We start from the raw sequence: 13,624 nt of genomic DNA on the forward strand, positions 1-13,624 counted from the left end.
CATGGTCGGAATCCTGGAAGACAAGGATCGCATCTTCACCAACCTGTACGGCCTTCAGGACTGGACGCTGGAAGGCGCGAAGAAGCGCGGCGCGTGGAACGCGACCAAGGACATGCTCGACCTCGGTCGGGACTGGATCATCACCAACGTCAAGAATTCCGGCCTGCGCGGGCGCGGCGGGGCCGGCTTCTCGACCGGACTGAAGTGGTCGTTCATGCCGAAGGAGCTGCGCGCCGACCGGCCGCACTACCTCGTCGTCAACGCCGACGAATCCGAACCGGGCACCGCCAAGGACCGGGAGATCATGCGCCACGATCCGCAGCTGCTGATCGAGGGCTGCCTGATCGCCAGCTTCGCGATGCAGGCGCACGCCTGTTACATCTATCTGCGGGGCGAATACGTCTTCGAGCGCGAGCGGATGGAGGCGGCGGTCGCCCAGGCCTATGAGGCCAAGCTGATCGGCAAGAACAACGTTCACGGCTGGGACTTCGACGTCTACATCCACCACGGCGCGGGCGCCTACATCTGCGGCGAAGAGACGGCGCTGCTGGAAAGCCTGGAGGGCAAGAAGGGCCAGCCCCGCCTGAAGCCGCCGTTCCCGGCCGGCGCCGGCCTGTACGGCTGCCCGACCACGGTGAACAACGTCGAGTCGATCGCGGTGGTCGGCACCATCCTGCGTCGCGGCGCCGATTGGTTCGCGGGCTTCGGCCGGCCGAACAACACCGGCACCAAGCTGATGACGATCTCGGGCCACGTGAACCGCCCGTGCAACGTCGAGGAGGCGATGTCGATTCCGCTGAAGCAGCTGCTGGAAGAGCACTGCGGCGGGGTGCGCGGGGGCTGGGACAACCTGAAGGCGGTGATCCCCGGGGGGTCGTCGGTGCCGCTGATCACCCGCGAGATGTCCGAGGTCGCACTCATGGACTTCGACAGCCTGCGCGAGATGCGTTCGGGGCTGGGCACCGCGGCGGTGATCGTGATGGATCAGTCGACCGACCTGGTGAAGGCGATCGCGCGCATCAGCTATTTCTACAAGCATGAGAGCTGCGGTCAGTGCACGCCGTGCCGCGAAGGCACCGGCTGGATGTGGCGCGTGCTCGAGAGAATGGCCGTGGGCGAGGCCGATCCGTCGGAGATCGACCTGCTTCTGGACGTCGCCGGTCAGGTGGAAGGCCACACCATCTGTGCGCTGGGCGACGCCGCGGCGTGGCCGGTACAGGGGCTGATCCGTCACTTCCGTCACGAGATCGAGGACCGCATCTCCCAATATCGGACCCGCCGCGCGAACTTCGCCGGTCACGCCGTGGCGGCCGAATGATGCGCGCGCTTCCCCTCATCCTGCTGGCGTCGTTGGCCGTGGCCGCCTGCGGCCGGAGCGAGAAGGCCGAAGCACCGCCTGCCTCTCCGCCGCCGCCGGCCAAGGACGGCACGGCGCCGCCCACCATCGAACTGACCGAGGCCGGCCTTCGCAGGGTATGTCGCGCCGGCATCGCCGCCGTTCACGGCCAGCAAATCGAGGCCGTGACCATCGCCGCCGTGCGCGAGGGCATAGCCGACGCCACGTGGCGCGCGCCGGTCGACGGCGGCGCCCGCCGGGCCCAGTGCCGCGTCGACGGCGACATGATCGTGTGGAAGCCGCTGGATCGCCCGGACGAGGCCCAGAACCGCTGGATGAATCAGGCCGGCGATCCGCTGGTCCGCTTCGTGGTCACCGCGCGCGAGATCACGATCACCACGACCCTGCCCGACGGCGCCGTCTCCGCCGAGACCTTCCCCGTCGCCGCCGAACCCGAAGAAGAGGCCGCCTGATGCCCGTCGCCAAGGTCAATGGCATCGAGACCGAGTTCGAGCCCGGCATGACCGTGCTCCAGGTCGCCGAGCGCGCGGGCCACGAAATCCCGCGCTTCTGCTACCACGAGCGCCTGTCCATCGCCGGCAACTGCCGCATGTGCCTGGTCGAGGTGAAGCCCGGACCGCCCAAACCACAGGCGTCGTGCGCGCTGCCGGCCGCCGACGGGCAGGAGATCTTCACCGACACGCCCATGGTGAAGAAGGCGCGCGAAGGGGTGATGGAGTTCCTGCTCATCAACCACCCGCTGGACTGCCCGATCTGCGATCAGGGCGGTGAGTGCGACCTGCAGGATCAGGCCATGGGCTATGGCCGCGACGGTTCCCGCTATGCCGAGAACAAGCGCGCGGTCGAAGAAAAATACATGGGCCCGACCATCAAGACCTTCATGACGCGGTGCATTCAGTGCACCCGTTGCGTGAGGTTCATCACCGAGGTGGCCGGCGTGCCCGACATCGGCATGATCTCGCGCGGTGAGGACGCCGAGATCACGACCTATCTCGAAAAGGCGGTCGACAGCGAGCTGTCGGGCAACGTCAATGACCTTTGCCCCGTCGGCGCCCTGACGCACCGGCCGTGGCAGTACCATTATCGTCCGTGGGAATTGCGCAAGACCGAGACGGTCGACGTCATGGACGGTCTGGGCTCGGCCATCCGCATCGACGCCAAGGGGGCCGAGGTCATGCGCGCCCTGCCGCGCGTGCACGAGGGCATCAATGAGGAGTGGCTTTCCGACGCCTCGCGCTACGCCGTCGACGGGCTGAAGCACCGCCGTCTGGACCGGCCGTGGGTGCGCCGGGACGGCAAGCTGGTCGCCGCGACATGGGACGAGGCGCTGGACGCCGCGGCGAAGGCGCTGTCGGCCGCGGCCGCCGATCGCATCGGCGTGATCGCCGGCGACCTGCAGGACGCGGAGTCGATGAAGGCGGCGCTGGACCTGTTCCGCGCCCTGGACTCGGCCAATGTGGACTGCCGTCAGGACGGGTCGGCGCTGGGCCACGGCCCGCGCGAGGGCTGGCTGTTCAACTCGGGCATCGCCGGCATCGAAGCGGCCGACGCCGTGGTGCTGATCGGCACGGACCCGCGCGTCGAGGCGCCGATCCTGAACGCCCGCCTGCGCAAGTCGTGGCTGAACGGGTCGTCGCAGATCGGCGTCGTCGGCGAAACCGGCGACCTGACCTATGACGTTGAGCGGCTCGGCGCGTCGGCGGCGACGCTGGCAAAGCTGACCCGGGAAGCGACCGATGCCCTGTCGAAGGCGGAACGTCCGGCGTTCGTGATCGGCGCGGGCGCGTTGGCGGGCGAGCAGGGGCCGGCGGTGCTGAACGCGCTGGGCGTCCTGGCGAAGAAGCTGGGCGTCGTGAAGGACGGCTGGAACGGCTTCAACGTCCTGCACCATGCCGCCGCGCGCGTCGGCGGTCTGGACATGGGCTTCGTGCCGGCCGACGGCGGCCTGTCGGCGACCGACATGGTGAAGAAGGGCGCGCTGGACGTGCTGTTCCTGCTGGGCGCCGACGAGATCGACGCCTCGGGTTCGACCGCCTTCAAGATCTATCTCGGCAGCCACGGCGACCGCGGCGCCCATAGCGCCGACGTCATCCTGCCCGGCGCCGCCTTCACCGAGAAATCGGGTCTGTACGTCAACACCGAGGGCCGGGTTCAGATCGCCGAACGCGCCGTCTTCCCCAAGGGCGAGGCCAAGGAGGACTGGGCCATCCTGCGCGCCCTGTCCGAGCGCGTGGGCCGCACCCTGCCGTACGACAGCCTGACCCAGCTGCGCGAAAGGCTGATCGCCGAACATCCGACCTTCGGCCAGATCGACTGGCGGCCCACGCCTGCGCCGTTCGACCCGTCCACGCTCGGCAAGAAGGGCGAGCTGTCGGCCGCGCCGCTGCGCTCGCTGGTCCGCGACCCCTATCTGGCCAACCCCATCGGCCGCGCCAGCCCGACCATGGCCGACCTGTCCGCGCGCCGCGTCGGCGGCAAGCTGGCCCTGGCGGCGGAGTGACGGGATGACGGAAACCGAAATCCCCGCGTCGTTCCTGTCGCTTTTTGCCGCTGCGTTCCTCGCGAATGCCGCCTACATCGGCAGCCTGTTTCTGCTTCATCGGCGCGTGTCCTCACCTGACGTGCAACCCCGGGGTTATGAGGTTCCGCCGCTGTTCCCGGACTCGCCCGCGAAGGGCATGCGATTTTTGGGATTCGTGTTCAGCTCGCGGCACGTGGAGTTTGGCGACCAGACGGTTTCTCGCCTGGTCTGGCTGACCAGAGCCTTCTTCGTGGTCGGCGGCGTGCTGACCATATCGCTGTTCGGCTATGCCTTGGGTCTGATGTGATGGAATTCTGGACTTCTCCCCTTGGCTGGACCCTGGCCACCGTCGGCGCGATCCTGCTGGTGACGATCGGCGTGCTTCTGGCCGTGGCCTTCCTGCTGCTGGCCGACCGCAAGATCTGGGCGGGCGTGCAGATGCGCAAAGGGCCGAACGTGGTTGGCCCCTTCGGCCTGCTTCAGTCGTTCGCCGACTTCTTCAAATTCGTGCTGAAGGAAGTCGTCGTTCCGGCGGGGTCGGACAAGGCGGTGTTCCTGCTGGCGCCGGTTCTGACGGTCATCGTGGCTTTCGGCGCCTGGGCGGTCATTCCATTCGCCCCGGGGTGGGTCATCTCCGACCTGAACGTCGGCATCCTGTACGTCTTCGCCATCAGCTCGCTGGGCGTCTACGGGATCATCATGGGCGGCTGGGCCTCCAACTCGAAGTACCCGTTCCTCGGCTCGCTGCGGTCCGCGGCGCAGATGGTGTCCTACGAGGTCTCCATCGGCCTGGTGATCATCAACGTCATCCTGCTGGCCGGGACCATGAACCTGACGTCGATCGTGACGGAGCAGGAGGGCTGGATCTGGAACTGGTTCGCCTTCGGCGGCGGGGAGGGCACCTGGCCCACCGTCCTGATCATGTTCCCCATGGCCATCATCTTCTTCGTCTCGGCCCTGGCCGAGACCAACCGCCCGCCCTTCGACCTGCCAGAGGCGGAGTCGGAGCTCGTGGCCGGCTATCAGGTCGAGTACTCGTCGACGCCGTACCTGCTCTTCATGATGGGCGAGTACGTCAACATCGTCTTCATGTGCGCGATGATCAGCCTGCTGTTCTTCGGCGGCTGGAACCCCGGCGTCTCGCAGGCGTGGCTCGACGCCTTGCCCGGTTGGTTGGAGCAAACCGTCTATTTCCTGACCTTCTGCGCCAAGACGGTCTTCTGGTTCTTCATGATCGCCATGGTGAAGGCGTTCGTGCCCCGCTATCGCTACGACCAGCTGATGCGTCTGGGCTGGAAGATCTTCCTGCCGACCTCGCTGGTCGCCGTCGCCGGCGTCGCCGCCTGGCGCGTGTTCATGGTGGGGGCGTGATGCGCGCGATCCTGATCCTGACGCTGGCCCTGACGGCCGCCGCCTGCAACTGGACGCGGCCGATCCAGCCGAACCCGAACGAAACGGCCCAGCAGCGGGTGGAGCGCGCCGACCGGCAGGCCGAGCAGGACCGCCGCTGTCAGGCCGCGGCCAACCGCAACGCCGACCGCGACTACGACCGCGACATGCAAGCCTGCCCGCGGAATTGACGATGATGCCCCTGACCCCGATGAGCCAAGGATCGACCCGATGATCGCCCGCGTGAGCCAGACCCTGCGCGGCGCCCTGCTGGTCGACGTCGTCGGCGCCTTCTTCCTGACGTTCAAACAGCTGCTGCGTCCGAAGATGACGGTGAACTATCCGTTCGAGCGCAACCCGCAGTCGCCGCGCTTCCGTGGCGAACATGCCCTGCGCCGCTACCCGAACGGTGAGGAGCGCTGCATCGCCTGCAAGCTGTGCGAGGCCATCTGCCCGGCGCAGGCCATCACCATCGAGGCCGAACCGCGCGAGGACGGCAGCCGCCGCACGACCCGCTACGACATCGACATGGTGAAATGCATCTATTGCGGCCTGTGTCAGGAGGCCTGCCCGGTCGACGCCATCGTCGAGGGCCCGAACTACGAGTTCGCCACAGAGACGCGGGAAGAGCTCTACTACGACAAGGCCCGGCTGCTGGACAACGGCGACCGCTGGGAGCGCGCCATTGCGAAGAATCTGGAGATGGACGCGTCATGGCGCTGATCGTCTCCGCCGGCCTTGTCGTCGCCGGAAGCGCGGGTCTAGAAGGGCGCCGCGTCGCCCCGGGACCTGACTCGCGCGCGCCGTCCTTCATCTTGGGAGCCCGGGCGTGATCTCAGCCATCGCCTTCTACGTGCTGGCGGCCGTGACGGTGACCTCGGCCCTGCTGGTCGTGACCGCGCGCAACCCCGTGCACTCCGTCCTGTGGCTGATCATGGCCTTCTTCTCCGCCGCGGGGCTGTTCGTCCTGCTGGGCGCCGAGTTCCTGGCCATGCTGCTGGTCGTCGTCTACGTCGGTGCCGTGGCGGTGCTGTTCCTGTTCGTCGTCATGATGCTGGACGTCGACTTCGTGAAGTTGCGCTCCGGCTTCGCGCAGTATCTGCCCATCGCCATCATCGTGGCGGGCGTGCTGCTGGCCGAGATGATCATGATCACCGTCGCGGTGGCCAACGGCGGCGCGGCGGCGGACGCGGTCGGTCCTGCGGTCGCGACGGCGGACCAGACCAACATCGAGGCGATCGGCCGGGTGCTCTACACGGACTACGTCTACTTCTTCCAGGCCGCGGGCATCGTGCTGCTGATCGCCATGATCGGCGCCATCACCCTGACGCTGCGCCACAAGCCGGGCATCAAGCGCCAGGACGTGGGCGTGCAGGTCGGCCGCAGCGCGAAGACCGCCATGGAGCTGAAGTCCATCGAGACCGGCGCCGGCCTGAACCCGGAGGAGCTGCGCTGATGGTCGTGACCCTGGCCCACTATCTGGCGGTCGCCGCCATGCTGTTCACGATCGGCGTCTTCGGCATCTTCGTGAACCGCAAGAACGTCATCATCATCCTGATGTCGGTCGAGCTGATTTTGTTGGCCGTGAACATCAACTTCGTCGCCTTCTCGACCCACCTCAACGAGGTTTCGGGGCAGATCATGGCGATGTTCGTCCTGACCGTCGCCGCGGCCGAGGCTGCCGTCGGCCTGGCCATTCTGGTCACCTTCTTCCGCAACCGCGGCGACATCGCCGTGGACGACGCCTCGGTGATGAAGGGCTGACCGTGGACATCCAGCTTCTCGTCACCCTGGGCGTCTTCGCCCCCCTGCTGGGCGCCGCCATCGCGGGCCTGTTCGGCCGCCGGATCGGTAACGTCGCGTCGCAGGCCGTCACCACCGGCCTGCTGTTCTTCTCGTGCTTCGTCGCCTGGACGGTCTTCATCCAGCACACTTGGGGGCACATGGAGGCCTTCACGGTCCAGATCGCGCCCTTCATCAACGTGGGCGACTTCCAGTCGAACTGGGCCATCCGCGTCGACGCCCTGTCGGCGGTGATGCTGATCGTCGTCACCAGCGTGTCGTCGCTGGTTCATCTGTATTCCTGGGGCTACATGGCCGAGGACGACAGCCGGCCGCGCTTCTTCGCCTACCTGTCGCTGTTCACCTTCGCCATGCTGGCGCTGGTCACCGCCGCGGACTTCATGCAGCTGTTCTTCGGCTGGGAAGGCGTGGGCCTGGCGTCCTACCTGCTCATCGGTTTCTGGTATAAGAAGCCCACCGCCAGCGCCGCCGCCATCAAGGCCTTCGTGGTCAACCGCGTCGGCGACTTCGGCTTCGCGCTGGGCATCATCACCGTCTTCTGGATGTTCGGCACCATCCAGTTCGCCGAGCTGTTCCCGATGATCGCCGGGCGCGCGGGCACCGGCTGGGACTTCCTCGGTCACACCTGGTCGGCACTGGATCTGGCGGGCGCGCTTCTGTTCGTCGGCGCCATGGGCAAGTCGGCGCAGTTCTTCCTGCACACCTGGTTGCCCGACGCCATGGAAGGCCCGACTCCCGTCTCGGCCCTGATCCACGCGGCGACCATGGTCACCGCCGGCGTCTACATGGTCTGCCTGCTCAGCCCGATCTACGAGTACGCCCCGACGGCCTCGTTGCTGATCGCCATCACCGGCGCCGTCACGGCCCTGTTCGCCGCGACGGTCGGCCTGATGCAGAACGACATCAAGCGGGTCATCGCCTATTCGACCTGTTCGCAGCTGGGCTACATGTTCTTCGCGGCGGGCGTGGGCGTCTACGAATCCGCCATGTTCCACCTGTTCACCCACGCCTTCTTCAAGGCGCTGCTGTTCCTCGGCGCGGGCTCCGTGATCCACGGCATGCATCACGAGCAGGACATGCGGAAGATGGGCGGCCTGTGGAAGCTGCTGCCCGTGACCTATGCGGTCATGATGATCGGCACCATCGCCATCACCGGCCTGGGCATTCCGGAAATCGGCGGGTTCGCCGGCTTCTACTCCAAGGACTCGATCATCGAGAGCGCCTACGCGGCCGCGACGACGGGCCACTCGGCGGCCGGGTATTTCGCGTTCATCGTCGGCCTGCTGGCCGCGGCCCTGACCAGCTACTATTCGTGGCGTCTGATCTTCATGACCTTCCACAACAAGCCGCAGTGGACGGAAGAGGCGCACGCCGCTCACGGCCATGACGATCACGCCACCGACGCCCAGCTTGAAACCCACTCGGAGCCTCTGGACGATCACGCCGACGACCACGCCCACGACGATCACCACCATCACGGGCCGCTGCATCCGCACGAGAGCCCGTGGGTGATGCTGGTGCCGCTGATCCTGCTGTCGGTCGGCGCGGTCGCCGCCGGTTTCGTCTTCGCGCCGCACTTCATCGGGCATCACGAGAACGAGTTCTGGCGCGGCGCCATCTTCTCCGGTGCGGCGAACCATGTGCTGCACGACAGCCATGAAGTGCCGAAGTGGGTGAAGTGGGCCCCTCTGGTCGTCACCCTGATCGGCGCTGCCTTCGCCCTCTACTACTACGTCCTGCGCGAGGGGCTGGCGAAGCGGATGGCCGAGGCCAAGGGCCCGCTGTGGACCTTCCTCTACAACAAGTGGTTCTTCGACGAGCTGTACGACGTGATTTTCGTGCGCGGCGCCAAGGCGTTGGGCGACCTGTTCTGGAAGGTCGGCGACGTGAAGATCATCGACGGGCTGGGCCCCAACGGCGCGGCCTGGGCGTCGCTGAAGTCCGCGGCGCGTCTGGGCCGGATCCAGTCCGGCTACGTCTACCACTATGCCTTCGTGATGCTCCTGGGCGTGGCGGGCCTGCTGGCCTTCGTCATCGCGACCTTCGGAGCCTGAGCCCATGGCCGTGACCGATCACATCCTCAGCCTCGTCACCTTCCTGCCGCTGGTCGGCGCCGCCCTGATCCTGCTCGCGCGCTTCGCCGCAAAGGGGGAGGGGGCCGCGAACGCCGCGCGCTGGATCGCTCTGGGCACGACCCTGGCGACGCTGGCCGCCGCCGGCTGGCTGACCGCGATCTTCGATCCGTCGAACGCCGACTACCAGTTCGTGGAGCGCTACGAGTGGTTCCGTGCGGCCCAGTATCATCTGGGCGTGGACGGGGTCTCGATCCTGTTCGTGCTGTTGACCGCCTTCCTGATGCCGATCTGCATCCTGGCCAGCTGGACCACGATCAAGGACCGCGTCGTCGACTACATGATCGCCTTCCTGGTGCTGGAGACGCTGGTGATCGGCGTCTTCACGGCGCTGGACCTGTTCCTGTTCTACATCTTCTTCGAGGGCACCCTGGTCCCGATGTTCATCATCATCGGGGTGTGGGGCGGGCAGAACCGGATCTACGCGGCGTACAAGTTCTTCCTGTACACCCTGCTGGGCTCGGTCCTGATGCTGCTGGCCATGCTGTGGATGGCCTATGAAACCGGCACCACCAGCATTCCGGCGCTCAAGGAGTATGCCTTCTCCGCCCAGGCCCAGCCTCTGCTGTGGCTCGCCTTCTTCGCCTCCTTCGCGGTCAAGATGCCGATGTGGCCGGTGCACACTTGGCTGCCCGACGCCCACGTGCAGGCGCCGACGGCGGGCTCGGTCATCCTGGCCGGCATTCTGTTGAAGCTTGGCGGCTACGGCTTCATCCTGTTCAACCTGCCCATGTTCCCGCAGGCGTCGCAGCAGTTCGCGCCGCTGGTCTTCGCCCTGTCGGTGATCGCCATCGTCTACACCTCGCTGGTCGCCTTCCGTCAGACCGACATCAAGAAGCTCATCGCCTATTCGTCCGTCGCCCACATGGGCTTCGTCACCATGGGCATCTTCGCTGGCAACGAGCAGGGCGTGCAGGGCGCGGTCTTCCAGATGCTCAGCCACGGCCTGATCTCCGGCGCGCTCTTCCTCTGCGTCGGCGTGGTCTACGATCGCATGCACACGCGGGAGATCGCCTTCTACGGCGGCCTGACCAGCCGCATGCCGTGGTTCGCGGCCATCTTCCTGATGTTCACCATGGCCAACGTCGGCCTGCCGGGCACCTCGGGCTTCATCGGCGAGATCCTGACCATGACGGCGGTGTACGAAGGGTCGACCTGGGCGGCGCTGGTCGCGGCCACGGGCGTGATCTTCTCTGCAGTCTATGCGCTGACGCTGTACCGCAACGTCATGTTCGGCGAGATCTTCAATCCGGCGCTGAAGACCATCGCCGACGTCGACCGGCGGGAGCTGATCCTGTTCGTGCCGCTGATCGTCGGCACTCTGTGGCTCGGCGTGCAGCCCGGGCTGGTTCTGGACGTGACCGCCGCGTCGGTCGAAAGCGTGACGAGCGCCTATCGCGCCGCGATCGGGGGCTGAGATCATGATGGACCTGAACGGCGCGCTGCAGATCGCGGCTTCCGAACTGACCTTGGCCATCGGCGCCATGGTTTTGCTGATGCTGGGCGCCTTCGCGGGCGAAAAGTCGGCGCGCCTGGTCTCGATCCTGTCGGTCGCACTGCTGATCGGGGCGTCCGCCGTGGCCGCGACTTCGCCGCTGGGCGTCGCCTTCGACGGGGCCTTCGTCTCCGACCGGCTTGCGGTGTTCGGCAAGATCGCGATCTTCCTGTGTTCGGCGGTCGCCATCGTGCTGGCCGACGGCTGGATGCACCGGAACCGGATCGCCCGGTTCGAACTCCCCATCCTGATCGTGCTGGCGTCCGTCGGCATGGCCATGATGGCGTCGTCGGGTGACCTGATCAGCCTCTATGTCGGCGTCGAGCTGCACTCGCTGGCGCTGTATGTGCTGGCCGCCTTCCACCGCGACGACCTGAAGGCGTCCGAAGCGGGGCTGAAGTATTTCGTGCTGGGGGCCCTGTCGTCTGGCCTGCTGCTCTACGGCGCCAGCCTGGTCTACGGCTTCACCGGCTCCATGCGGTTCGAGGACATCGCCGCCGTGGCCGCCGCAGACCCCGGCCCCGGCCTGATCTTCGGCCTGGTCTTCCTGATCTGCGGACTGGCGTTCAAGGTCTCCGCCGCGCCGTTCCACATGTGGACGCCCGACGTCTATGAGGGCGCGCCGACGCCGGTCGTGGCCCTGTTCGCCACGGCGCCCAAGCTCGCGGCCATGGTGCTGATCGCCCGCGCGCTGGATCAGGGCTTCGGCGGCATTCACGACCAGTGGGCCCAGGTGCTGGTGCTGATCTCCCTGATCAGCTTCGCCGTCGGCGCCTTCGGCGGCCTGGCCCAAAAGGATCTGCAGCGGCTGCTTGCCTATTCGTCGATCGCCAACATCGGCTACGCCCTGCTGGGTCTGACCGCAGGCACCGAGGCAGGCGTGCAGGCCATGCTGATGTTCATGACGCTGTACGTCATCGACCAGTTCGGCTTCTTCGCCATTCTGCTGAGCCTGTCGCGCGGCGGCCGTCCGATCCGGCGCATCGCCGATCTGGCGGGGCTCAAGAAGGACAAACCCCTGACGGCCGTCGCCCTGACGGTCCTGTCGCTGTCGGTGCTGGGCATGCCGCCCTTCTCGGGCTTCTGGGGCAAGTACTACGTCTTCGGCGCCGCAGCCGAAGCCGGCTACTGGCAGGTCGCCGCGGCCGGTCTGGTCGCCTCGGTGGTGGCCGCCTTCTACTATCTGCGCATCATCAAGCTCATGTGGTTCGACCCGGCGCCCGAGGGCGTCGAAACCACCGACAAGGCCCCGATCGAGGCCAAGACCATCGCCCTGGCCTCGGCCGCCTTCGCCTTCCCGCTGGTGATCGTCGGCCTGACCTGGCTTGAGCCCCTGACCCGGATCGCCGCGACCGGCTACGGCGCGGGATGACCCTGCCGCAGGTCGAGATCCTGCGTCTCGACGAGGTCGACTCCACCAACGCCGAGGCCCGCCGCCTGGCCGAGGGCGGACGCCTGGCTCCCGTCTGGATCACCGCGCGTCGCCAGACCCAGGGCCGGGGCCGCCGCGGCCGCGCCTGGTCCAGCGAGGCGGGAAACCTGGCCGCCACCCTGCTGGCCGTCACCCGCCGCCCGCCGGCGGAGGCGGCCCAGGTCACCTTCGTGGCGGCCCTGGCCGCGCATGAGCTGATCGCCGCCTTCGTCGACCCGTCCCGCGTCCGCATCAAATGGCCCAACGACGTCATGATCGATGAGCGGAAGGCCTGCGGCATCCTGCTGGAGTCCGGCGCGCATCCCGCCGGCGGATTGTGGCTGGCCGTCGGCATCGGTGTGAACCTATCGCACGCTCCCGACGAGGTGGAACGTCCGGCGGTCGCCGTGGCCGACGCCCTGCGCCCGGATCTGGCCTACGCCCCGTCGCGCGATGCGGCGCTGGATGTGCTGGCCCAGGCCTTCGACGCGTGGTGGGAGAGGTGGGAGCGCTATGGCTTCGCGCCGATCCGCGACGCCTGGACCGCCCGGGCCCAGGGCATCGGCGGTCCGGCGGTCGCGCGGCTGGGGCACGAAACGGCGCAGGGCGTGGCCGAGGGGCTGGCCGACGACGGTTCCCTGCGTCTGCGGCTGGCGGACGGGAGCCTGCGGCTGATATCTGCCGGCGACGTGTTCTTCGGAGAGGGCGCCTGATGCTGCTGGCCATCGAGCAAGGCAACACCAATACGCTGTTCGCCGTGCATGACGGCACGGATTGGATCGCCCAATGGCGCGCCGCCACGGAAAGCACGCGCACGGCCGACGAATACGCGGTCTGGCTGGCCCAGCTGCTGTCCATGCGCGGGCTCGCGCTGAAGGCGCTGACGGCTTGCATCATCTCGTCGGTCGTTCCGCAGTCGATCTTCAATCTGCGCAACCTGTCGCGGCGATACCTGAACGCCGAGCCGCTGGTGATCGGGGACTCGGGCGTGAGCCTGGGCATCACGCCGCGCATCCTGAAGCCCAGCGAGGCGGGCGCCGACCGGCTGGTGAACGCGGTGGGCGCGCATCTGAAATACCCGGGCGACCTGATCGTCATCGACAGCGGCACGGCGACGACCTTCGACGTGGTCGCCGCCGACGGCGCCTTCGAGGGCGGCGTCATCGCACCGGGCATTAATTTGAGCCTCCAGGCCCTGCACGAGGCCGCCGCCATGCTGCCCCGCATCGCCATCCAGAAACCCGACAGGGTGATCGGCAAGGACACCGTGTCGAACATGCAGTCGGGAGTGTTCTGGGGCTACGTCGCCCTGATCGAGGGTCTGGTCGCGCGCATCAAGGCGGAGTGGGGCGGCCCCATGACCGTCATCGGCACCGGCGGCGTCGCCAGCCTTTTCGAGGGCGCCACCGACGCCGTGGATCACTTCGATTCCGATCTGACCATCCGCGGGCTGCTTGAGATCCACCGGCGGAACGGGCCCGTCGGGACCCATGGCCGCGCGCCGGAAACTTGAAAT

14 protein-coding genes are annotated in these 13,624 nt (G+C 67.3%); all 14 read left to right on the forward strand.

The genetic code is table 11. The annotated features are described in order from the left end of the window. The first annotated feature begins 1 nt into the window (after window position 1). The 14 genes from nuoF (at window position 2) to VGR32_RS11170 (ending at window position 13,621) form a co-directional block, all read left to right on the forward strand. On the forward strand, window positions 2-1,318 hold the full coding sequence (gene nuoF, locus VGR32_RS11105) for an NADH-quinone oxidoreductase subunit NuoF (RefSeq protein WP_327450621.1): 1,317 nt from the start codon (window positions 2-4) through the stop codon (window positions 1,316-1,318). Continuing rightward, window positions 1,318-1,809 carry a hypothetical protein gene (locus VGR32_RS11110; RefSeq protein WP_327450623.1) on the forward strand — a complete coding sequence of 164 codons (492 nt, stop codon included), beginning with the start codon at window positions 1,318-1,320 and terminating at the stop codon, window positions 1,807-1,809. Before nuoF ends, VGR32_RS11110 begins: the two co-directional genes overlap by 1 nt. Then, window positions 1,809-3,857, forward strand: a complete 2,049-nt coding sequence (gene nuoG / locus VGR32_RS11115; RefSeq protein ID WP_327450624.1) for an NADH-quinone oxidoreductase subunit NuoG — start codon at window positions 1,809-1,811, stop codon at window positions 3,855-3,857. Before VGR32_RS11110 ends, nuoG begins: the two co-directional genes overlap by 1 nt. A gap of 4 nt (window positions 3,858-3,861) precedes the next feature. After that, window positions 3,862-4,185, forward strand: coding sequence for a hypothetical protein (locus tag VGR32_RS11120; RefSeq protein WP_327450626.1), 324 nt, complete (start codon window positions 3,862-3,864; stop codon window positions 4,183-4,185). Beyond that, entirely contained in the window at window positions 4,185-5,249 is a 1,065-nt protein-coding gene (gene nuoH, locus VGR32_RS11125) for an NADH-quinone oxidoreductase subunit NuoH (RefSeq protein ID WP_414642915.1), read from the forward strand. Before VGR32_RS11120 ends, nuoH begins: the two co-directional genes overlap by 1 nt. After that, window positions 5,246-5,458: a hypothetical protein gene (locus VGR32_RS11130; RefSeq protein WP_327450629.1), complete on the forward strand. Its 213-nt coding sequence runs from the start codon at window positions 5,246-5,248 to the stop codon at window positions 5,456-5,458. Before nuoH ends, VGR32_RS11130 begins: the two co-directional genes overlap by 4 nt. Before the next feature lie 40 nt (window positions 5,459-5,498). Beyond that, window positions 5,499-5,990, forward strand: coding sequence for an NADH-quinone oxidoreductase subunit NuoI (gene nuoI / locus VGR32_RS11135; protein WP_327450631.1), 492 nt, complete (start codon window positions 5,499-5,501; stop codon window positions 5,988-5,990). A gap of 106 nt (window positions 5,991-6,096) precedes the next feature. Beyond that, window positions 6,097-6,723 (forward strand): NADH-quinone oxidoreductase subunit J, encoded by a 627-nt coding sequence (locus VGR32_RS11140; RefSeq protein ID WP_327450633.1) that lies wholly within the window; start codon window positions 6,097-6,099, stop codon window positions 6,721-6,723. Continuing rightward, the gene (gene nuoK / locus VGR32_RS11145) at window positions 6,723-7,031 is read left to right on the forward strand and encodes an NADH-quinone oxidoreductase subunit NuoK (RefSeq protein WP_125257342.1); all 309 of its coding nucleotides are present in this window, start codon (window positions 6,723-6,725) and stop codon (window positions 7,029-7,031) included. The genes VGR32_RS11140 and nuoK overlap by 1 nt, the downstream gene beginning before the upstream one ends. Window positions 7,032-7,039: 8 nt before the next feature. Beyond that, a complete protein-coding gene (nuoL, locus tag VGR32_RS11150) occupies window positions 7,040-9,124 on the forward strand; it encodes an NADH-quinone oxidoreductase subunit L (protein WP_327450692.1) in 2,085 nt (694 codons plus the stop codon). A 4-nt stretch (window positions 9,125-9,128) separates the two neighbouring features. Further along, window positions 9,129-10,619 carry an NADH-quinone oxidoreductase subunit M gene (locus VGR32_RS11155; RefSeq protein ID WP_327450637.1) on the forward strand — a complete coding sequence of 497 codons (1,491 nt, stop codon included), beginning with the start codon at window positions 9,129-9,131 and terminating at the stop codon, window positions 10,617-10,619. Between the two features lie 4 nt (window positions 10,620-10,623). After that, window positions 10,624-12,069 (forward strand): NADH-quinone oxidoreductase subunit NuoN, encoded by a 1,446-nt coding sequence (nuoN, locus tag VGR32_RS11160; RefSeq protein ID WP_327450639.1) that lies wholly within the window; start codon window positions 10,624-10,626, stop codon window positions 12,067-12,069. Further along, window positions 12,066-12,821 carry a biotin--[acetyl-CoA-carboxylase] ligase gene (locus tag VGR32_RS11165; protein ID WP_327450641.1) on the forward strand — a complete coding sequence of 252 codons (756 nt, stop codon included), beginning with the start codon at window positions 12,066-12,068 and terminating at the stop codon, window positions 12,819-12,821. Before nuoN ends, VGR32_RS11165 begins: the two co-directional genes overlap by 4 nt. Then, window positions 12,818-13,621 carry a type III pantothenate kinase gene (locus tag VGR32_RS11170; protein ID WP_327450694.1) on the forward strand — a complete coding sequence of 268 codons (804 nt, stop codon included), beginning with the start codon at window positions 12,818-12,820 and terminating at the stop codon, window positions 13,619-13,621. The genes VGR32_RS11165 and VGR32_RS11170 overlap by 4 nt, the downstream gene beginning before the upstream one ends. The last annotated feature ends 3 nt before the right edge of the window (window positions 13,622-13,624 follow it).

The sequence above is a fragment of the Brevundimonas sp. genome, from assembly GCF_035935935.1.
In the GTDB taxonomy this organism is placed as follows: Bacteria; Pseudomonadota; Alphaproteobacteria; order Caulobacterales; family Caulobacteraceae; genus Brevundimonas.

Excerpts from the sequence above, each read along its gene's own strand:
- nuoF (WP_327450621.1), top strand. The coding sequence starts at position 2 with ATGGTCGGAATCCTGGAAGACAAGGATCGCATCTTCACCAACCTGTAC.
- VGR32_RS11110 (WP_327450623.1), top strand. The coding sequence starts at position 1,318 with ATGCGCGCGCTTCCCCTCATCCTGCTGGCGTCGTTGGCCGTGGCCGCC.
- nuoG (WP_327450624.1), top strand. The coding sequence starts at position 1,809 with ATGCCCGTCGCCAAGGTCAATGGCATCGAGACCGAGTTCGAGCCCGGC.
- VGR32_RS11120 (WP_327450626.1), top strand. The coding sequence starts at position 3,862 with ATGACGGAAACCGAAATCCCCGCGTCGTTCCTGTCGCTTTTTGCCGCT.
- nuoH (WP_414642915.1), top strand. The coding sequence starts at position 4,185 with ATGGAATTCTGGACTTCTCCCCTTGGCTGGACCCTGGCCACCGTCGGC.
- nuoI (WP_327450631.1), top strand. The coding sequence starts at position 5,499 with ATGATCGCCCGCGTGAGCCAGACCCTGCGCGGCGCCCTGCTGGTCGAC.
- nuoK (WP_125257342.1), top strand. The coding sequence starts at position 6,723 with ATGGTCGTGACCCTGGCCCACTATCTGGCGGTCGCCGCCATGCTGTTC.
- VGR32_RS11155 (WP_327450637.1), top strand. The coding sequence starts at position 9,129 with ATGGCCGTGACCGATCACATCCTCAGCCTCGTCACCTTCCTGCCGCTG.
- nuoN (WP_327450639.1), top strand. The coding sequence starts at position 10,624 with ATGATGGACCTGAACGGCGCGCTGCAGATCGCGGCTTCCGAACTGACC.
- VGR32_RS11165 (WP_327450641.1), top strand. The coding sequence starts at position 12,066 with ATGACCCTGCCGCAGGTCGAGATCCTGCGTCTCGACGAGGTCGACTCC.